Below are 17,645 nucleotides of genomic sequence, written 5' to 3' on the forward strand. Positions count from 1 at the left end.
CTAGGAGCCGGTTAGGACAGTTTCCGCCCTAGGTGTGCGGCAGAATCGCCGTCATGTTGGAGACCTCCGCGCGGCTGCTGCGCCTGCTGTCGCTGTTGCAGACTCCGCGGGACTGGAGTGGCGCCGAACTCGCCGCCCAGCTCGGGGTCGATGTGCGCACCGTGCGCCGGGATATCGAAAAGCTGCGCGCGCTGGGCTATCCCGTGCACGCCAGCGCGGGCGCGGCCGGTTACCGGCTGGGCGCGGGCGCGCACCTGCCGCCACTGCTGCTCGACGACGAGGAGGCGATCGCGGTGGCCATGGGGTTGCGCACCGCGGCCGGCGGCACCATCGCGGGCATCGAGGAGAGTTCGCTGCGGGCGCTGGCGAAACTCGAGCAGGTGCTGCCCTCGCGGCTGCGGCATCGGATGACCGCGTTGCAGGAGGCGACGGTGGCGGTGCCGGCGGGCGGGCCGCGGGTGGATCCCGACACGTTGACGGCCATCGCGGCGGCGATTCGCGATCACCACCGGCTGCGGTTCGACTACCGCACCCACGAGGGGGAGACCTCGCGCCGCGTCACCGAACCGCATCGGCTCGTGCACACCGGGCGGCGCTGGTATCTGACCGGATGGGATGTGGCGCGCGAGGATTGGCGCACCTACCGGGTCGATCGGCTGACTCCGCGCACCCCGACCGGGCCGCGTTTCACGCCCCGCGCCGACGCGCCGGACGCCGCGGACTTCGTCTCGCACGGGGTGACCAGCGCGCCCTACCGGTATCGCGCCCGCCTGCGGCTGCGGGCATCGGCGGAGCGGGCGGCGGAGGTGATCGCGCCCACGGTCGGGGTGCTCGAGGCGGTCGACGATCAGAGCTGCCTCCTGCACACCGGCGCGAACTCGCTGGATTCCCTCGCCTCCTACATGGCCTTCTTCGGGTTCGACTTCCAGGTCCTCGAGCCGCCGGAGCTCCGGGTGCGGCTGCGGGAGCTGGCCGCCATGTTCCAGCACGCGGCGGGCTGAGCGGATTATCGTGGGCGGCACCGAGATCACTTGGGAGGTCGGACGTGCGGGGTGAACTGCTCAACGACGGGCTGTCGATGGTGAGTGCCGGGCGAGGGCCGGACCTGGTCGTGCTGCCCGGGCTGGGGGAGGGCGCCGATCTGTCGGTGCGGGTGCCGCGCGGGGTCGCCTGGGCCACCCAGGCGCTGGCGGCGGGGCTGAAACGGCAAGTGCACCAGATCAATCGGCCGATGAACCCGCCGGCCGGCATGACGATCCCGGACCTGGCCGCATGGCATGCCACCGCCTTGACCGCGAAATTCGGTGCGCCGGTGGACATCATGGGCGTCTCGGCGGGCGGGACCGTGGCATTGCAACTGGCACTGGATCATCCGCAGGTGGTGCGGCGGCTGGTGCTGTGCATCACCGCCGCCCGGCTCGGCGACGACGGGCGGCGGGAGCTGACCCGGATGGTCGAGTCGGAGCCGCCGGAACCGTCGGCCGCCCGCAACGGCGGGGCGCCGCTCGCGCGCGGACCGGTCCGGCTGCTGCTGGCCGGCGGCTTCAGGCTGGTCCGGGGCCGGCCCCGGCAACCGGGGGAGGCCGCGACGGCGGCGGCCGTGCAGGACTGGGACGTGCGCGAGCGGCTCGGTGAGATCACCGCGCCGACGCTGGTGGCCGGGGGCATGCGGGATCGGATCGTGGCGCCGGAGCTGGTGCGCGCCACCGCATCCGGGATCGCCGGCGCCCGGCTGCTGCTGATGCCGGGGCGCGGGCATACGACCGCGCTCTACGATCCCCGGCTGAAGGCCGCCATCGCGGCGTTTCTGGCCCAGCCGGTGTGAGGTCAGCCCGCCAGCGCCGTGCGAGTGGCGGAACGGATTGCGGCGGTGACGGTTTCGGGCTCCTCGAGCATGACCAGGTGCCCGCAGGTGGGCAGTTCGAGCGATCGCGCCGGGCGCAGGGTCGCGTTGAGGCGCGCCCCGGCGGCGGCGGACAGGATGTGGTTCTTGGCACCCCAGATGGTGGTTATGGGCGGAAACCCCGGGGTGGGGCGGAATTCGTCGAGGACGGCCAGCGTGGGCAGGTCGCGGGCGATGGCGGCGGGCGGGAGCAGCCGGCGCGGTTCGCTCCAGCGGCGGCGCAGGGCCGCGAAGGTGGACGCGCTCATCCCGCGCCCGCGCGGGCCGAGTTGTTCGCGGACAACGAGTTCGGCGGCGGCCGCAGGCAGCCGAATCGCGCCCGCGACGGCGTGCAGCGGAAGGGTCGCCGCCGCCCGCGCGGTCCAACCGGTCGGTGTGGGACGCAGGGTGGCGGCGGTCAACGGGCTGCACAGCACCAGGGCGCGCACCTTCTGCGGGTGGCGCTGCGCGTACAGCAGCGAGAGGGCGCTGCCGAAACAGTTGCCCACCATGGTCACCCCGGTCAGCTGGTGGGCGTCGATGAACTCCGCGACCATGCGCACGTAGTTGTCCACGGTGTATCCGGTGGCGGGAGAATCGGAGTCGCCGTAACCGAACAGGTCCAGCGTGTAGACGCTGGTGGTCGTCGCCAGCGCGCGGGCCTGGTTCACCCAGATGTGGCGGTCGCCGCCGATATTGTGCAGGAACACGATCGGATCGCCCGACCCGGCCCGGTCGTAGGCGACGGATACCCCGTGATAGTCGAACTCAGGCATGGGGCGCTCTCCTCGTCGAGTAGCGGTGCTGCACTGCGTCGCGGCCCCGAGGGCCGTGTCAGCACCGACTCACCCTCGCGCGGTAGTGCCCATGCTAGCCGGTACCGCGCGTAACACAAGGTTTTCCGAGAGCGCCCCGCCGCTGGTCAGCGCGCGGTTCGCGCGCTCACCTCCCCGGTGCGGAGCCAGGATTTCAAGGCGGTCATGCCGGTGTCGCGGTCCATGACGGGGTGGTAATCGAAATCGCGGGTGGCGGCCGAGGTGTCGTAGGTGCCGGTGCGGGTCATCACCGCCACCGAGTAGCGCGACAGGGGCGGGGTCCAGTGCTCGGCGAGATACGGGACGCGCCGGAGGTTTTCGACGACCGCGACGACAGCGGCGACCAGGCGGGGATCGAGGGTGCGAGTGGGGCGCGGATAGCCCAGATCCGCGGCGACCTCGCCGAGGAACCGCCACACGTTCGTCTTTTCCGCGTCGGCGACGAAATATGGCTTGCCGCCGACGTTTTCGCTGGCCGCGGTCAAGAGGGCGGCTTCGACGATATTGTCGACGTGGCAGAGCGAGGCGTAGACCTCGCGACCGCGGGACAGGTCCGGCAGGGTGCCCGCGGCGGCCACTGGAGTAGCCGGATCAGCGGCCCGGACCGGTCACCCGCGCCCCAGATGGCGCGGGGCCGCAGCGAGCAGGTGGTGAACTCCGGTGTATTCGCCCGCAGCACCAGGCGTTCGGCGGCGGCCTTGGTCTCGCAGTAGTGGTTGAGGTAGCGGTCCGGATACGGGACGGACTCGTCGATATCGATCTGGTCGCCGCCGTCACGATCCATCAGGGCGCTCGGACTCGAGACGAACACGAATCGCCGGGCGCCCCGGGAGCGGGCGGCGGCCAGCAGCCGCGCGGTGGCGGCGGTGTTCTCGGTCCAGAAGCGGGCGCGGGTGCCGCGCTCGTCGACGCGGGCGGCACTGTGGAAGACGACGTCCACGCCCTCGGCCGCGCGATCGAGGGAATCCGGAGCGCTCAGGTCGCCGTAGACGCGGTCGACGCGGTCGAGGACCGGGGCGAGATCGCGCAGATCGCTGCTGCGGCGCACCAGGATCGACACGTCGTAGCCGCCGTCGCGGACCAGGCGGCGAGTCAGGGCGCCGCCGAGAAAACCGGACGCGCCGGTGACGAGGGCGCGCATCAGGCCCCCTTGCCGGTCAGTTGCTTGCTCGCCCAGTCGGTGAGCTTCTCGCGGCCGATCTTGGCATTGTGGCGGATGTCGACCGGGAACCGCGGGTGGAACAGGAACTCGGTCACCGGCTTGGTGATGTCGTATTCGTCGCGCCGGCCGCGCAATTCGCGTTCGACGACGGCCCGGTCGGCGCCGGGTTCGAGCTCCACGCACAGCACCGGGCGCTGGGCGCCGCGTTCGCCGAGGCCGACCAGAGCCGTGCGGGCGACGCCGTCGAGCGTGTTGAAGACCTGTTCGACCTGCACGGTGAACATGGGTCCGGCGGAGGTGTCGAGGCGCTGGCTCTTGCGGCCGCAGAAGCGGATTCGGCCGGCGTCGTCGATCCAGGCGAGATCGCCGGTGCGATGCCAGATCACGTCGCCGTCGGCGATCTTGCCGACCCGGTTGGCCGACTGCGGCCACAGGTAGCGGGTGCTGACATTCGGGCCGGACACCACCAGTTCGCCGATGCCGCGCGAGCCGGCCAGTTCGGCGGCCCGCGCCCGCACCGCCGTCCAGTCCGGCAGCGGGTCGTCGGTGATGGCGACGATGCGGGCCTGGACGTGCAGGGCGGGCTTGCCGACGCACACGCCCTGGCCGTGATGCGCGGCCGTCACGAGATCGCCCAGCAGGTCCCGGGATTCGATGGTCGCCATGGGCAGGGCCTCGGTGGCGCCGTAGCCGGAGTAGACCTTCGCGTCCGCGGGCAGCACGCGGCGCAGCCCGGCGATGCACCAGTCGCGCACGGGCGCGCCGCCGGAGTAGATGCTCTGCAAGGTGGGCAGGGTCGCACCGGTCTGCTCGAGGTGGCGCAGCAGGGGGATCAGGACGGCCGGGGAGGCGAACATGGTGCGCACCTCGAAACGCTGGATCGCGTCGACCACGTGCGCGGGATCGGTCGCGCCGACCTGGGAGGGGATCAACGGCGGTAGCACGCAGCGGGATCCGAGCAGCAGTTCCAGAATGCCGGCCACCGGCGCGGTGATCAGCGACGTGCCCGGCGGCACGTGCTCGCGGGCGTCGTCGACCTGTTCGACCATGGCGCTGAGGTTGCCGTGGGTGAGCACCACCGCCTTCGCCGGCCCGGTGCTGCCGGTGGTGTAGGCGATGAGCAGCGGCTCGTCATCGGGTCCGGGCGCGCGCTCGGGCAGCGCGGAAGCCGGTGTGCGGCCCCAGCTTTCCAGCGTCGGGCCCTGCCACCAGGAGCGGCCGACGGTGACCGCGACGCGCACCTTGCGAAAGTAGGCGCGGAACACGATGCGCAGCGCCTGCGCCTCCACGACGCCGACGAAGGCTTCCGCGTCGGCGGCCTGCAGGCAGCGCAGCATCTTGAACACGCCCATGCCCGGGTCGATGACCACCGGCACCGCGCCGATCTTGAACAGCCCGTACAGGATCGCGTAGAACTCCGGGCCCGGGCGCACCAGCACGATGGTGCGCACGCCGCGGGTGACGCCGGCCGCGAGGAACTTCTCGGCGACGGTGTCCGACCAGGCGTCGAGTTCGGCATAGGTCAGCTGCCGGTAGTCGGGCAGGCCGGCGCGGTTCTTGCCGTCGGGGTGAATGACCGCCGCGCGCTCGGGATGGGTGGCGACGATATCGCGAAAACGATCGAGAGCGCGCCAATAAATGATGGGCAAGGAATGCGACACACTTCCCCCAGTGAATTGTCGAGGAATGCGAGGAATGTATCGGTGAGGCTACACGCGGCGGTGTGCGACCGCCAGCGGTGGCGGCGCGGAAGTGATTGATATACAACGGATTTAGTGTGTCGCCGGGTACCGACACGAGTTCTCCGGAAACCCCTACCGATACCCCTAGCGGAAGCGAAATACGGCTGGGTGCAGCGGGATTCAGGTCTGTCGTGACGGCTTCCGGCTACTGCTCGGTACGGTAGCTTTTCACTCGGCATCGGGGCTACGGGATATCCAAGAGTAGGGGGCCTACATGCGTACACGATTCGAATCGATCGGTGCGTACACGCCGCGCACGATTCGTTCCACCGCCGACGTCATCGACAGTCTTTCCGTGCCCAGGGCATTGGACCTGGAACGCATTACCGGAATCCAGAATCGACGCGTCTACGATTCCGATCCGGAGAATTACGAATCCTCGTTCGCACTGGCGCGAAAAGCCATCGACGATTGCCTGGCACGCTCCGGATACGCGGCCGCGGACCTGGATGTGATCATCTCCGTGTCCATCACCCGCTTCACCGGGCCCGGGCAGTTCTGCTACGCACCGTCTTTCGCGGCCCAGCTGGGCGCGGCCGTCGGGGCGACCGGCGCGCTGCACTTCGATCTGTCCAACGCCTGCGCGGGCATGATCACCGGCGTGCTGGTGCTGGACCGGATGATCAAATCCGGGGTGGTGCGGCGCGGGCTGGTGGTCAGCGGCGAGCAGATCACACCCATCGCCGAGACCGCCACCCGCGAGATCAGCAAGCCCTACGACCCGCAGTTCGCGGCGCTCACCGTGGGCGACGCGGCGGTGGCGGTGGTCGTCGACGACCGGGGCGACGAGGACGACGAGATCCACTACATCGAGCTGATGACCACCGCCGCCGGCGCCGAGCACTGCATCGGGCAGCCCAGCGACAAGACCACCGGCATCGCGATGTACACCGACAATCGCGCGCTGGCCAGCGAATCGCGCTTCCTGCAAGGGATTTCACGCATGGCCGACTTCCTGCTGGAGACCGGGCGGGCGTGGGAGAGCGAGAAGTACGACTACTGGATCCACCATCAGTTCAGCGGACCGGCCATCGACTACATCAGCTCGCTCACCGAGCGGCACTTCGACACCCCGATGCCGCAGGCGCTCAATGTGTACTCCGAATACGGCAATACCGCGTCCACCTCGCACTTCCTGGTGCTGCGGGAACACCTGGCGCAGCGCAAGATTCCGCGCGGCTCCAAGGTGCTGCTGATTCCCGAGGCGTCCGGCGTGGTGTCCGGGCATCTCGCCGCGACCATCACCCGGCTGGAGGCTTGAAAAGATGTCTACAGCAATCGTTTCGGCGGCCGTGTGCACCGACGAGGACACCGGAAGCTATTTCGAGCTGGCCGCCCGCGCCGGACGGCAGGCGCTGGCCGCGGCCGAGGTCGGCCCCGAACGGGTCGGGCTGGTGATCAACGCGGGCGTGTTCCGCGACAGCAATATCGCCGAACCGGCGGTCGCGGCGCTGGTGCAGAAGCGCCTGGACGTGGGCCTGGAGTACGCGACCGGGCGGTTGCCGGCATTCTCGTTCGACCTGCTCAACGGGGCCACCGGGGTGGTGCACGCGCTGATGGCCGCGCACTGTTTCACCGCATCGGGCGAGGTCGAGTACGCGCTGATCGCCGCGGGGGACACCCATCCCTCGACCGAACGCGGGCGCGCCGATTTCCCGTACACGGCCAGCGGCGCGGCGCTGCTGCTGCACACGTCCGCCGACGCGGGCGGCTTCGGGCGGATCTACACCGGTGAGACACCCGTGCAGGGGCCGACGGCATGGGCGGATCTCGAGGCCGCCGGGACCGCGGGGCGCGACGCGCTGACCGTGCGCACCGAGGTCGGCGATCCGCTCGAACTGGCCGCGCGGGCGCTGCGGGACTGCCTCGACGGCGAGGGCATCGGCCCCGGCGAATTCGCCACCGGCGCTGCGGTATTGCTGGCGCCCGCCCCGGTGCCCGGCTTCCGGGAGCGGGTGGCGTACCGGATCGGGGTGCCGTCGGCGGCGGTGGCCGGTATCGATCCCTTCGTGGGCGACCCGTACTCGGCGGCGCCGGTGCACGCCTACCTCGAGGCGGCCACCCAGGGCATGCTCGACGAGGCCCGCGCGGTGGTGTTCCTGGGGGCCGACGAGAATTCGGCCGCCTGCCTGGTCTATCGCCCGCAGGCGCCGGTCGCCGCTGGGACGGCGGACCGGGCGAATGTGAAATACACTGTTTGACAGTTGATTTCGAACCGTTGTGCCCGGCTGAACCTGGGCGCGCTCCGCGCCCTCGCTGCAATGATGCCGCTCCAGCACACCGAAGCTCCGCCGTGCCACGCCTGTCAGTCGGGTGCCTGCGATCGGTGAAAGGGACGTCATGGCGCGGTCGGTCGCTCGGGACCGAGAACATCCGCCGGTGGGGGCCGGCGAGCGGCAACACGGTACCGCCGAGGCGCGGCGACTGCGTGTCGCCGGCGCGACGGCGGTGCTGGGGGCGGCCGCCACCCACGCCCGGGTGGCGGCGCTGCTGGACATCGGCATCGAGGAAATCCATTCCGTCGTCACGGAATTGGCGGCGGCCGGGCTGATCGTCGGCGAGTGCCGGGCGCATCCGGAGATGGCCGCGCGCGTGCTGCGGGAGCTGCCCGCCGATCAACGCCGGGCCTTGCACGCGGGGGCGGCCGAATTGCTCTGCCGTGCCGGGTTTCCGGCCGAGACGGTGGCCGGTCACCTCGTCGCGGCGGGGGAGGCGCGCGGCTCGTGGGCGGCGCAGGCGCTGCTGGAAGTCGCCGACAAAGCCTATGAGGCGGACGAACTCGACAGCGCGGCAGTGTATTTGGAGCTCGCGTATCGGGCCAGCCGGCGTGCGGAGGAACGCGCGGCCATCGCGACCCGGCTGGTGGGGGTGGAATGGCGGATCAATCCGTCGAGCCGGACCCGCAATTTCGGTCGGCTCAAGGCGGCGTTGCGGACCGGGCGGGTGCCGGCCGCGGAGCTGCCGGTGACGGTGCTGCGGATGCTGTGGCACGGATACGTGCTGCACGCCGATCATGCGCTGGTGCGGATGCGGCGCGGGATCGACGCGCACGCGGCGGATCGGGTCGAGTTCCTCGGGGCGTGGCTGCGCTACACCCACCCGGTGCAGGCGCAGCGGCACGGCTTGCCGGTGCCGGAATCCACGGTGCCGCAGCGCGATTCGCCGCATCGACACGGTGCGACGCTGCTACGAGGTCTGTTCGCCGGTTGCGCTCCCGACGTCACCGCCGCTGCGGCGCAACGGATTCTGGCCCAGCACCGGCTGACCCCGGACACCGTCGAGGTGCTGGTGGCGGCCGTGGACTGCCTGCTGCACACCGACCGGCTCGACGCCGCGGACGCCTGGTGCACGGCGCTGCTGGCCGAGGCGACCGCGCGGCGCGCCCCGACCTGGCAGGCGCTGTTCGCGTCGGCGCGCGCGGAAACGCTGCTGCGCAGGGGCAATCTGGTCGACGCCGCCGGGCACGCGCTGATCGCGCTCAACCTGCTGCCCGCCGAACAGCTCGGCATATGGATCGGGCGACCGGTCGCGGTGCTGGTGCGGGCGCTGACCGCGCAGGGCCGGCATGTCGAGGCCGCCGCGCAACTCGAGCGGCCGATGCCGCGTGCGGTGTTCGAATCCCGTTTCGCGCTCGGCTATCTGCGCGCGCAGGGCGAACACTGCTTGGCCACCGGGCGGCCCGAACAGGCGCTGCGCTACTTCCGGCGTTGCGGGCGGCTGATGGACGAATGGGGCATGGACTTCGCGTGGCTGGCGCCGTGGCGCAACGATCTGGCCGCGGCGGGACTGCGCGCCGGCCAACCCCGCCAAGCCCGCGATCTCGCCACCCGGCACCTGGACGCGATCGGCGGGGCCGAACAGCATCACACCGGAGCGGTGTCGCTGCGGTTGCTGGCCGCCACCGGCGATCCGCTCCGGCGCGTCACCCTGCTGCGGCGGGCGGCCGCGCTGGCCCGGACCGGTGGCGACGACCTCGAATTGGCCACGGTGCTGGCCGATCTCGGGGATGCGTACCGGGCGCTCGGAGAAGTCGACCGGGCCAGACCGCCGCTGCGGGAGGCGGCGCGGCTGGCCGAAGCCTGCGGGTCGGAACCGTTGCTGACGCGGCTGCGGGTGGAACCGGCGGCCGTCGCGGTGCGCGAGATGAGCGCGGGCGGATTCGAGTCCTTGAGTCCCGCGGAGCGTCGGGTGGCGGAGCTGGCGGCGGCGGGTGCGCGCAACCGCGATATCGCCGAGGCGCTCGCCATCACCACCAGCACCGTCGAACAACACCTGACCCGGGTCTACCGCAAACTCGCGGTCGCCCGCCGCTCGGAATTGCGTTTCGCCCTCGCCGCCGAGACCAGCGCCCGCACCGGATGAGATGAAGCTCGCGCATCGATTCGCCCGAAGCCGGTGTAGCGACGCCCGGGCACTCCTACCGTGAAGATGGTCGGAAGGGGTGCGACATGACAGCAACCGACAAAGTTCTCATCCTCGGCGGGTCAACTGGCTCACCGGCGTCCGCGACGAATTCGCCGAGAAGGCGCGCACCGCGCCGCTGGGGCTCGCGGGCGCGGTGACGTTGACCGCCGGGTTGCTCATCTTCCTCGTCGGCGACCTGGCCGCGCTGTGAGTCAGCGGCGGAGGTTGCGGTCGAAGAGGGCCCGCAGTTCGCGGTGGTGGCGGTCGTTGGATTCGGCGTCGTAGGCGGAGGTGTCGGTTTGGGTGTAGCCGTGCTGGGCGCCGGGGTAGACCTCGGTGCGGTAGCGGATGCCGGCCGCCGCGAGGGCCTTGTCGAACTGTTCGATGTGCTCGGCGGTCATGTGCTGGTCCTCGCCGGCGTGCGCGAAATACAGTTCGCCCGTGATGTTTCCGGCCAGCACGTGCGGACTGTCCGGATCGTCGGTGACCAGTGGGCCGCCGTGGAATCCGGCGACCGCCCCGACCCGGTCGGGGAACATGCCGGCGGTCTGGACGGCCAGTCGCGCGCCCATGCAGTAACCGGTCACACCGACCGGTCCCGATGTCACTTGCGGTGCGGCCGCGAGCCATTCGAGGTACGCGCCCGCGTCCCGCCGCCACGCCTCGGGCGTCAGCTCGCGAATCAGCGGAAACACCTGCCCGAAGATCTCCGGGCGCTCCGCCGGATCGATGTATTCGGGCATCTCGACCACGGGAGCCGGGCCGTGCCGGTAGAAGGCGTTCGGAACCAGCACCGTGAACCCTTGGGCGGCAATACGATCCGCCAGCCCGCGCAGGCTCGGCCGCAAGCCGAAGCCGTCCTGGACCACCAGCACCCCCGGGTGCGCCCGCCCGTCGTCCGGGTGGGTCAGATACGCGTCGGCCACCCCCTCGGGCGTCCGAATCTCCACCGACTCACCGCGCAGCGCAACCATCCCGAATCCTCCCGACGTGACCCTGTCCGAACCTACCCGATCCACCGATCGTGCCACCGTTGCCGACCGACCGTGCCGTAGTTGATCTTCGGTTGGGTGATGTAGCCAGAAGTACGCCAAAATCGATGAAGCCGCTCCTCATTCGACACCGAAAGGCCGATCCGTGCCCAAGCACCTGATCACCCTCGCGAGCTTCACAGTGCTGGTGGCCGCGATAGCAGGCTGCAGCGACCACAAACCCGCCCCCCTCGCCCCACCCACCCCCGCCACCGCGGTCCCGGCGTTCGGCGGCGGTCAGATCCCCGACGTCATCGACGTCCCCAGCGCCTCGGCCACCCCCACCACGACCACCAAAACCACCACCGCGGTCAAATCCAACTGAAAGCCGCTGCTGCGCTTCAGAGCTGATCGGGTTTGCTGATCCAGCCGACTACCGCGCGGGTGAGGGCGGGTGGGGCGAGGCGGTTGGCCAGGGCGGTGAGTTTGGTTTGCAGGCCGACCAGGACGTGGGGGCCGGACCAGGCGCGGCGTTGGTTTGCGGTGTGCCAGACGGCTTGTGCGATGTCGTCGGGGGTCAGGTGGACGCCCAGGGTGGCGGCGGACTTGGAGCCCTTGCTGACCTCGGTCATCATGTCGGTGGCCACGAACAGGGGGAGCAGGTCGGTGACGCGGATGCCGTGGTGGCGCCACTCCAGGTCGAGGGCCTCGGTGAGGCTGCGGACGGCGGCCTTGGTGGCCCCGTAGGTGGCCAGGCCGGGCTGGCCGTAGAGGGCCGAGGCCGAGGCGAGGTTGACGACCTGGCTGCCGGGGGTGCGCAGCAGGTGGGGGAGGGCGGCGTGGCAGCCGTTGAGGACGCCCTTGATATTGACGTCGATCAGGCGGTGGTGGCGGGGTAGCGGGATGTCGCCGAAGGCGCCGGAGTAGAGGATGCCCGCGTTGTTGACCAGCAGGTCGAGACGGCCTGTGGCGTCGGTGAATTCCCGCAACGCCGTGTCCCAGCCGGTGGGGTCGGTGACATCGAAAGCGCCCGTGATCGTGTGGCCGCCGATCTCGGCGGCGGTGGTGCGCACCGCGGCGGCGTCGATGTCGTAGAGGCCGACCGTCCAGCCTTGCCGGGCGAAACGGGCGGCGATCGCGCGGCCGATGCCGGCGGCCGCGCCGGTGACGAGGACGGCCGGGCGGGAAGCGTTGGCGGACTGGGTCATCGGAGCCTTTCGGATCGGACGGCGGGCCGGGGAAGGAAGCGCTGCGGTCGGTCCGATCATCGCACGGCCCTCGGCGCCCGTTGACTTAGGCAGGTAAATGCCTGCATAATTGTGGACGTGCAACCGGAACCCGAGATGGACGCGGTATTCAAGGCTTTGGCCGACAGCACCCGCCGGCTGTTGCTGGACCGGCTGCGCGAGCACAACGGCCAGACCTTGCGGGAGTTGTGCGAACGCGTCGAGATGGCGCGGCAGTCGGTCACCCAGCACCTCGACATTCTCGAGCGCGCCGGGCTCGTCACCGTGCTGCGGCGCGGGCGCGAGCGGGTGCACTACATCAACCCCACCCCGATCCACGACATCGAGCAGCGCTGGATCTCCGTCTTCGACCGCCCCCGGCTGGACGTCCTGCGCGCCATCAAGAACCAGGCAGAGGAGTACGCCATGAGCACCACCGTGCCCGACTACGTCTACGTCACCTACATTCACGCCACCGCCGAACAGGTGTGGAAGGCGCTCACCGACGCCGATCTGACCGCCCGCTACTGGGGTCACGCGAATGTGTCGGACTGGCAGGAGGGTTCGCCCTGGGAGCACCGCCGCGTCGACGGCTCCGGCGCGGTCGACGTGGTCGGCAAGGTCCTCGCCGCCGACCCGCCCACCAAACTGGTCATCACCTTCGAGGATTCGCCCCAGGAGGACCGCTCACCGTCGGTCGTGACCTTCCTCGTCGAGTCCCACCGGGACATCGTCCGGCTCACCGTGACCCACGAGAACCTACCCAACGAGGAAATGCTGCAAGGGATTTCGAGCGGCTGGCCCGCCGTGCTGGCCAACCTCAAGTCGCTGCTGGAAACCGGGGAAGTCCTACCCCAGGCCCCCTGGGACATGGAACGCACCGTCCACGCCTGATCCGATCACCGAGGAATCGCGATGTTCGACGCCGCCGCCCTGCGTCAGGTCTACGACGCGCTGCTGGAAGCCGCTGCCACAGTGGCGGATTCGCCGGAACTCGGGCGGCCCGCCTCGGGGGAATGGAACGCCGACCAGATCCTGGCGCACGTCTGCCTGGTCTCCTCGGCGACCGTCGCCGCCGCGGCGGCCGTGGCCGCGGGCGAGCACACCGTCTACGACAACCGGATCGCTCAAGACATCTGGACCATCGACCGCTTGGTCGATCTCGCCGGCGGCCGGCCGGGTCTTCGGGAGCGACTACGCCGTCAGGCCGAGATCCTGTGCGGTTTCGGTGGATCGGCGCTGACCGCGGCCGAGCTCGACACTCTGGTTCCCACCCGTCTGATCTCCGCGGGCGCGCTGCTGCTGGATCAGCCGATGCCCTTGCGCTCGTTGTTCACCGGCCTGATCGATGCCGAGATACCGGGTCACACCCGGCAGCTGCTGGCGCTGCTGCCGAGTGCGGCCGGGGTGTGAGCCGCTCGCCTACCGCGGGGCCATGCGGATCGCGCCGTCGAGGCGGATGACCTCGCCGTTGAGCATCGGGTTCTCCACGATGTGGCGGACCAGGGTCGCGTATTCGGTGGGATCGCCCAGGCGGGAGGGGTGGGGGACCTGGGCGCCGAGGGCGTCGATGGCCTGCTGGGGCAGGGTGGCGAACAGCGGCGTGTGGAACAGGCCGGGCGCGATGGTCATCACGCGAATCTTGTAGGACGCGAGATCGCGGGCGACCGGCAGGGTCAGGCCGACGATGCCGCCCTTGGAGGCGGAGTAGGCGGCTTGACCGATCTGACCGTCGAAGGCCGCGACCGAGGCGGTGTTGACGATGACGCCGCGCTCGCCGTCGGCCTCCTCGGTCGCCGCGATGCGCTCGGCGGCCAGGCGCAACACGTTGAACGTGCCGATCAGGTTAACGTTGATGATCTTGGTGAAGGCGTCCAGGGGGAACGCGCCGTGCTTGCCGACCGTCTTGACGGCATTGCCGATTCCCGCGCAGTTCACCGCGATTCGCAGCGTGCCGAGTCCCTGGGCGGCATCCAGCGCGGCGGTCACGTCCGCCTCGCTGGTCACGTCGCCGGGCGAGAACACCACGCGCTCACCGAGTTCCTCGGCGATGGCCTTGCCGTCGGACGAGGGAAGATCGAGGATGGCGACCTTCGCGCCGGCGGCGTGCAGTTCGCGCACGGTGGCCAGGCCGAGTCCGGAAGCGCCGCCGGTGACCACCGCGACGATGTCTGCTGTCTTCACAAAACCTCCAAAATTCTTGGTCTTGTTAATGTAGATTCTGCTCCATTGGGAGGGAAGACCGCCCCGTCGGCGTGGCGTTCACGCGATGGCGCGAACCCTGCTACTCGCACGCGCGCGCGGATTTACCGGAGTGGCGCGCGGCGCGTCGAGTCGTTGGATTCCTGTTCATGCGAGAGAATTTCCGATCGGGACCGTTCCGAGACCCACTCTGTGCTATCGCGACGGATCGGTACCGCCGAACACCGACGACAACACACCGTCCGCCACGACCGACGCCGAGAGGGTCAGACGATGCAGAGCGACGTGCCCGCAGCGGGAATGTTGAAGTCGTACAAAAAAGTGTCGCGCTGGTACCCCGCCCTCGATCCCGATGCCCAGTCCGCCGCCCCCGAACAGCCCGACAGCGAACCGGCTTTCGAGGAGGACGCGGGCCCGGCGCGCTTCCCGCACTACATCCAGGACGTCGAGCCCGAGGACGACATCCCGCCGGTGCCGGATTCGGTGCTGCGGCGCAATCACTTCGACGGCGCCTGGTCGGACTGGATGACCGGAGCCGACGAGAACGATTCCTACGCACCGCCGGTGCGCTATCGCGGCAGCACGGTCGTCGAATTCCCTACGGAGGCCGCCCAAGCCGAGCCCGAGCCCGCGGATCGCGCCTCCCAATTGCTGGACGCCGTCTCCGACGAGGCGGCGGCGCCCGAACGGAATACGGGCCGACGGTTTTTCGCGTTGGCCTTCTTAATTGTTGCCATTGTTTTGCTAGCCATCGCCGGCGGAGTTGCTCTTTATGTGCTGAATTCCCACGGCGGCACTGCGCAATCCCTCGGCACACCCGATGCGGGGCCCGGTTCCGGCCCGATCGCCGTCACGGCGGCGTACAACGAAATGACGGCCCCCGCGAGCATCGGCGACCATGGACCCGCCGCGGGCGTTTCGGCCGGATAACGAGGAGAGCGGAGACAATGGATCAGGACTGGAGCCGCTGGCTCGACGAGGTGCCCGAAACGGGTGAATCGCCGGGCCGTGCCGCGCGTTCCAAGGCTCCGGTGGTGCGCTTGCGCAAGCGCCGCGGCGACGGTGAGGACACCGCGCCGGCACCGCGCCCGATCCTGGTGGTGGGTGGTTGCGGCGGCGCCGGCACCACCACCACGACACTGGGCATCGCGGGGGAGATGGGCGCCGCCGGCGCCCAAACCGTCGCCGTGGACGGCACTTTCGCGGGCAGCGACCTAGCGTTGCGCGGCGCCGACGAGCATCTGAGCCCGATCAGCCTGCAGGCCTGGCTCTACGGCCGCGGCGACGACGAGGCCGCCCCGCTCAAGGAATGCCTCTCGCGCGCCACCTCCGGAATCGGGCTGCTGTGGCGCGATCCCGCGCCGCTGCGCCGCCGCGCCACCTATCTCACCGTCGCTCGCGCGCTGGGCGAGACCGGGTTCACCCCGGTGTACGACGGCGGCAATCCTATCGCCAGCCGCCACCTGCGCCCCCTGCTCGAGGACGCGGATATCGCGCTGGTGCTGGCGATTCCGGCGCGCGTGGACGCGGCCAACCGGCTGCGGGTGACCCTGGAGTGGCTCGACGACCAGTTCGGCGCGCACGGCGAGGGGCAGGGCGACGGGATCGTCGGCGACACCACGATCGTCGTGTCACATCAGTTGCCGGGCAGCGATTCTCGGATCGCTGAGCATTTGCGGGAACATTTGGACGGTTGGGTTCGCGAAATCGTCGAGATACCCTATGACCCGCACCTCGCACGCGGAGAGTTGGTGCGGCACAGCAACCTGGCCGCCGAGACACGCCGTGCGTATCGCCGCCTGCTTGCTGGAGTGGCATCATGACCGCAGCCATGAAGGAACGTCGACCCGCCGACCAGAGCAGCACCGCCGGGGCCGCGATGGCGGCCGGTGTGGTGCCGCCGCCGGAATCTCGCCGCGCACCGATCTGGGATCGACCCGTACCCGGCGGCGGCCGAGCGCCACTGGTGTGGCTGCTCGGTGTGCACGGCGGCGCGGGCGCGACCACCCTGGCGCATGTCCTTGCGCCGGCGGCGGATTCGTATCGCCGCTGGCCGGGTGGATTCGAGCGGGAGTCCCCGTTCGTGGTGCTGGTGGCGCGCGAGACCATCGCCGGGCTCACCCGCGCCCACGATCTGCTGCGTCAGCATCACGCCGGGCTCGCGGGCTCGAGCGAGGTGCTGGGCCTGATCACCGTGGCCGCGCGCCCGGGCCGCATCCCGGCCGAGATCCGCCGCTATCGCGATGTGGTCGGCTCGCTGGCCGGTCAGGTCTGGCAGCTGCCGTGGCACGAGGAGTGGACCCTGGTCGAGGCCGACCAGCTGCCCACCTGGTCGCCGGGCGACCCGATCCCGCCGCAGCGCAAGCGCAAACCCGATCCGCTGGAGGAGATCACGGCGGATGTACGCGAACTCGGCGCCGGCATCGTGGCCGCCGTCCAGGACGCGCTCGACGCCCCCCGCCCGGCCGCGCCGGATGCGGAGGAGTGATCATGATCGATAATGGAATCCGTTGCGCAGGAAAGGTTTCCCGGGTATCCGGGATGCGGTGGCGATTAGCCGAGGGAGTTCGCGGCGCCGACTGGACGGCCGTTGGGGCCATCGGCGAGATTGTTACTAGCAGTTCGCTTTTGGAGAAGGACAGACAATGAGCATGCTCCTCGCCGTACACGACGCGTACGGCCAGTTCCTCGGCCAGGTCGGGAATCCGACCCCCGAGGCGCCGCCCGCGTCGGACAAGTTGCTGAAGCTGGTTCGGTACTTCACCTGGTTCGTGCTGTTGTCGGGAATCCTGGGCATCACCTACGCCGGTGGCCGGTTCGCCTGGGAGAAATGGACGGGAGGCGGTTTGGAGTCGCCGAAGATGGTGGCCGGGGCCATGATCGGAGGGATCATCGCCACGAGCGCGGGCACGATCATGAACGCTGTGATCACCTGATGTCCGCCGCGGTGACGCTCGAGAGCGTGCTGGCCTACAAGCAGATGCCGCCGGATGTGATCCGGCCGCTGATGCAGCTCGTCGACTGGCTGCTGTGGTGTGTCCTGCTGTTCTGCCTGGCCTGGATGATCCTGGCCGCCGGGCGGGCCTGGTACGCGTTCCGCGGCGGCGACTGGGCCGCCAACGAGGCCACGCACGGGGTGGTGATGAGCCTGCTGGGCGCGATCATGGCGACCTCGGCCAGCGGCATCGCGCTCGCCCTGCTGCCGACCTGAGGGTACGGGGCAGCTGAATTGTCCATCGGC

21 protein-coding genes are annotated in these 17,645 nt (G+C 70.1%); 14 read left to right on the forward strand and 7 right to left on the reverse strand.

Going from position 1 to position 17,645, the window contains the following annotated elements:
- The first annotated feature begins 53 nt into the window (after positions 1-53).
- Together D7D52_RS11405 and D7D52_RS11410 are read left to right on the forward strand one after the other, a co-directional pair.
- The gene (locus D7D52_RS11405) at positions 54-1,001 is read left to right on the forward strand and encodes a helix-turn-helix transcriptional regulator (protein WP_120736288.1); all 948 of its coding nucleotides are present in this window, start codon (positions 54-56) and stop codon (positions 999-1,001) included.
- A 44-nt stretch (positions 1,002-1,045) separates the two neighbouring features.
- A complete protein-coding gene (locus D7D52_RS11410; RefSeq protein WP_120736289.1) occupies positions 1,046-1,825 on the forward strand; it encodes an alpha/beta fold hydrolase in 780 nt (259 codons plus the stop codon).
- 2 nt (positions 1,826-1,827) lie between these two features.
- Here the strand turns inward: D7D52_RS11410 and D7D52_RS11415 are convergent, their stop codons facing one another.
- From D7D52_RS11415 to D7D52_RS11425, 4 genes are all read right to left on the reverse strand, one after another.
- Positions 1,828-2,658: an alpha/beta fold hydrolase gene (locus D7D52_RS11415; protein WP_120736290.1), complete on the reverse strand. Its 831-nt coding sequence runs from the start codon at positions 2,656-2,658 to the stop codon at positions 1,828-1,830.
- Between the two features lie 146 nt (positions 2,659-2,804).
- A complete protein-coding gene (locus D7D52_RS39090) occupies positions 2,805-3,182 on the reverse strand; it encodes a Rossmann-fold NAD(P)-binding domain-containing protein (protein ID WP_246023797.1) in 378 nt (125 codons plus the stop codon).
- Positions 3,179-3,838 (reverse strand): NAD-dependent epimerase/dehydratase family protein, encoded by a 660-nt coding sequence (locus tag D7D52_RS39095; RefSeq protein WP_246023798.1) that lies wholly within the window; start codon positions 3,836-3,838, stop codon positions 3,179-3,181. The genes D7D52_RS39090 and D7D52_RS39095 overlap by 4 nt, the downstream gene beginning before the upstream one ends.
- Positions 3,838-5,508, reverse strand: a complete 1,671-nt coding sequence (locus D7D52_RS11425) for a fatty acid CoA ligase family protein (RefSeq protein ID WP_120744014.1) — start codon at positions 5,506-5,508, stop codon at positions 3,838-3,840. The genes D7D52_RS39095 and D7D52_RS11425 overlap by 1 nt, the downstream gene beginning before the upstream one ends.
- A gap of 307 nt (positions 5,509-5,815) precedes the next feature.
- On the opposite strand from D7D52_RS11425, the gene D7D52_RS11430 reads away from it, so the two are divergent.
- The 4 genes from D7D52_RS11430 to D7D52_RS37710 all read left to right on the forward strand — a co-directional run bounded on the left by D7D52_RS11430 (position 5,816) and on the right by D7D52_RS37710 (position 10,216).
- Positions 5,816-6,862, forward strand: a complete 1,047-nt coding sequence (locus D7D52_RS11430; RefSeq protein ID WP_120736291.1) for a 3-oxoacyl-ACP synthase III family protein — start codon at positions 5,816-5,818, stop codon at positions 6,860-6,862.
- Positions 6,863-6,866: 4 nt separating this feature from the next.
- The gene (locus tag D7D52_RS11435) at positions 6,867-7,802 is read left to right on the forward strand and encodes a beta-ketoacyl-[acyl-carrier-protein] synthase family protein (protein WP_162958278.1); all 936 of its coding nucleotides are present in this window, start codon (positions 6,867-6,869) and stop codon (positions 7,800-7,802) included.
- 178 nt (positions 7,803-7,980) lie between these two features.
- A complete protein-coding gene (locus D7D52_RS11440) occupies positions 7,981-9,963 on the forward strand; it encodes a helix-turn-helix transcriptional regulator (RefSeq protein WP_162958279.1) in 1,983 nt (660 codons plus the stop codon).
- A gap of 79 nt (positions 9,964-10,042) precedes the next feature.
- Positions 10,043-10,216 (forward strand): hypothetical protein, encoded by a 174-nt coding sequence (locus D7D52_RS37710; protein WP_162958280.1) that lies wholly within the window; start codon positions 10,043-10,045, stop codon positions 10,214-10,216.
- 1 nt (position 10,217) lies between these two features.
- Here the strand turns inward: D7D52_RS37710 and D7D52_RS11445 are convergent, their stop codons facing one another.
- Positions 10,218-10,979 carry a dienelactone hydrolase family protein gene (locus D7D52_RS11445; protein ID WP_120736294.1) on the reverse strand — a complete coding sequence of 254 codons (762 nt, stop codon included), beginning with the start codon at positions 10,977-10,979 and terminating at the stop codon, positions 10,218-10,220.
- A gap of 163 nt (positions 10,980-11,142) precedes the next feature.
- On the opposite strand from D7D52_RS11445, the gene D7D52_RS11450 reads away from it, so the two are divergent.
- Positions 11,143-11,361: a hypothetical protein gene (locus tag D7D52_RS11450; RefSeq protein ID WP_120736295.1), complete on the forward strand. Its 219-nt coding sequence runs from the start codon at positions 11,143-11,145 to the stop codon at positions 11,359-11,361.
- Between the two features lie 16 nt (positions 11,362-11,377).
- Here the strand turns inward: D7D52_RS11450 and D7D52_RS11455 are convergent, their stop codons facing one another.
- Entirely contained in the window at positions 11,378-12,184 is an 807-nt protein-coding gene (locus D7D52_RS11455) for an SDR family oxidoreductase (protein WP_120736296.1), read from the reverse strand.
- 135 nt (positions 12,185-12,319) lie between these two features.
- Between D7D52_RS11455 and D7D52_RS11460 the strand changes: the two genes are divergently transcribed.
- Both D7D52_RS11460 and D7D52_RS11465 read left to right on the forward strand, forming a co-directional pair.
- Complete coding sequence (locus D7D52_RS11460) at positions 12,320-13,096, forward strand: ArsR/SmtB family transcription factor (protein WP_120744015.1); 777 nt, start codon at positions 12,320-12,322, stop codon at positions 13,094-13,096.
- Between the two features lie 21 nt (positions 13,097-13,117).
- Positions 13,118-13,615: a hypothetical protein gene (locus D7D52_RS11465; protein WP_120736297.1), complete on the forward strand. Its 498-nt coding sequence runs from the start codon at positions 13,118-13,120 to the stop codon at positions 13,613-13,615.
- 9 nt (positions 13,616-13,624) lie between these two features.
- On the opposite strand, the gene D7D52_RS11470 is transcribed toward D7D52_RS11465, so the two are convergent.
- A complete protein-coding gene (locus tag D7D52_RS11470; RefSeq protein WP_120736298.1) occupies positions 13,625-14,386 on the reverse strand; it encodes a 3-hydroxyacyl-CoA dehydrogenase in 762 nt (253 codons plus the stop codon).
- 291 nt (positions 14,387-14,677) lie between these two features.
- On the opposite strand from D7D52_RS11470, the gene D7D52_RS11475 reads away from it, so the two are divergent.
- From D7D52_RS11475 to D7D52_RS11495, 5 genes are all read left to right on the forward strand, one after another.
- Positions 14,678-15,334, forward strand: coding sequence for a hypothetical protein (locus tag D7D52_RS11475; protein ID WP_120736299.1), 657 nt, complete (start codon positions 14,678-14,680; stop codon positions 15,332-15,334).
- A 17-nt stretch (positions 15,335-15,351) separates the two neighbouring features.
- The gene (locus D7D52_RS11480) at positions 15,352-16,227 is read left to right on the forward strand and encodes a MinD/ParA family ATP-binding protein (protein ID WP_120736300.1); all 876 of its coding nucleotides are present in this window, start codon (positions 15,352-15,354) and stop codon (positions 16,225-16,227) included.
- Positions 16,224-16,892 (forward strand): hypothetical protein, encoded by a 669-nt coding sequence (locus D7D52_RS11485; protein WP_425464623.1) that lies wholly within the window; start codon positions 16,224-16,226, stop codon positions 16,890-16,892. Before D7D52_RS11480 ends, D7D52_RS11485 begins: the two co-directional genes overlap by 4 nt.
- A gap of 157 nt (positions 16,893-17,049) precedes the next feature.
- Positions 17,050-17,340 (forward strand): hypothetical protein, encoded by a 291-nt coding sequence (locus tag D7D52_RS11490; protein WP_120736301.1) that lies wholly within the window; start codon positions 17,050-17,052, stop codon positions 17,338-17,340.
- Entirely contained in the window at positions 17,340-17,615 is a 276-nt protein-coding gene (locus tag D7D52_RS11495; protein ID WP_120736302.1) for a hypothetical protein, read from the forward strand. The genes D7D52_RS11490 and D7D52_RS11495 overlap by 1 nt, the downstream gene beginning before the upstream one ends.
- Positions 17,616-17,645 lie beyond the last annotated feature (30 nt).

Source organism: Nocardia yunnanensis (assembly GCF_003626895.1).
Taxonomy (GTDB): Bacteria; Actinomycetota; Actinomycetes; order Mycobacteriales; family Mycobacteriaceae; genus Nocardia; species Nocardia yunnanensis.

Bases quoted from the DNA above. Each gene is read 5' to 3' on its own strand.
- D7D52_RS11445 (WP_120736294.1), bottom strand. From the start codon at position 10,979: ATGGTTGCGCTGCGCGGTGAGTCGGTGGAGATTCGGACGCCCGAGGGG.
- D7D52_RS11455 (WP_120736296.1), bottom strand. From the start codon at position 12,184: ATGACCCAGTCCGCCAACGCTTCCCGCCCGGCCGTCCTCGTCACCGGC.
- D7D52_RS39095 (WP_246023798.1), bottom strand. From the start codon at position 3,838: ATGCGCGCCCTCGTCACCGGCGCGTCCGGTTTTCTCGGCGGCGCCCTG.
- D7D52_RS11495 (WP_120736302.1), top strand. From the start codon at position 17,340: ATGTCCGCCGCGGTGACGCTCGAGAGCGTGCTGGCCTACAAGCAGATG.
- D7D52_RS11405 (WP_120736288.1), top strand. From the start codon at position 54: ATGTTGGAGACCTCCGCGCGGCTGCTGCGCCTGCTGTCGCTGTTGCAG.
- D7D52_RS11475 (WP_120736299.1), top strand. From the start codon at position 14,678: ATGCAGAGCGACGTGCCCGCAGCGGGAATGTTGAAGTCGTACAAAAAA.
- D7D52_RS11465 (WP_120736297.1), top strand. From the start codon at position 13,118: ATGTTCGACGCCGCCGCCCTGCGTCAGGTCTACGACGCGCTGCTGGAA.
- D7D52_RS11430 (WP_120736291.1), top strand. From the start codon at position 5,816: ATGCGTACACGATTCGAATCGATCGGTGCGTACACGCCGCGCACGATT.
- D7D52_RS11460 (WP_120744015.1), top strand. From the start codon at position 12,320: ATGGACGCGGTATTCAAGGCTTTGGCCGACAGCACCCGCCGGCTGTTG.
- D7D52_RS11490 (WP_120736301.1), top strand. From the start codon at position 17,050: ATGAGCATGCTCCTCGCCGTACACGACGCGTACGGCCAGTTCCTCGGC.
- D7D52_RS11435 (WP_162958278.1), top strand. From the start codon at position 6,867: ATGTCTACAGCAATCGTTTCGGCGGCCGTGTGCACCGACGAGGACACC.
- D7D52_RS11480 (WP_120736300.1), top strand. From the start codon at position 15,352: ATGGATCAGGACTGGAGCCGCTGGCTCGACGAGGTGCCCGAAACGGGT.
- D7D52_RS11415 (WP_120736290.1), bottom strand. From the start codon at position 2,658: ATGCCTGAGTTCGACTATCACGGGGTATCCGTCGCCTACGACCGGGCC.
- D7D52_RS11485 (WP_425464623.1), top strand. From the start codon at position 16,224: ATGACCGCAGCCATGAAGGAACGTCGACCCGCCGACCAGAGCAGCACC.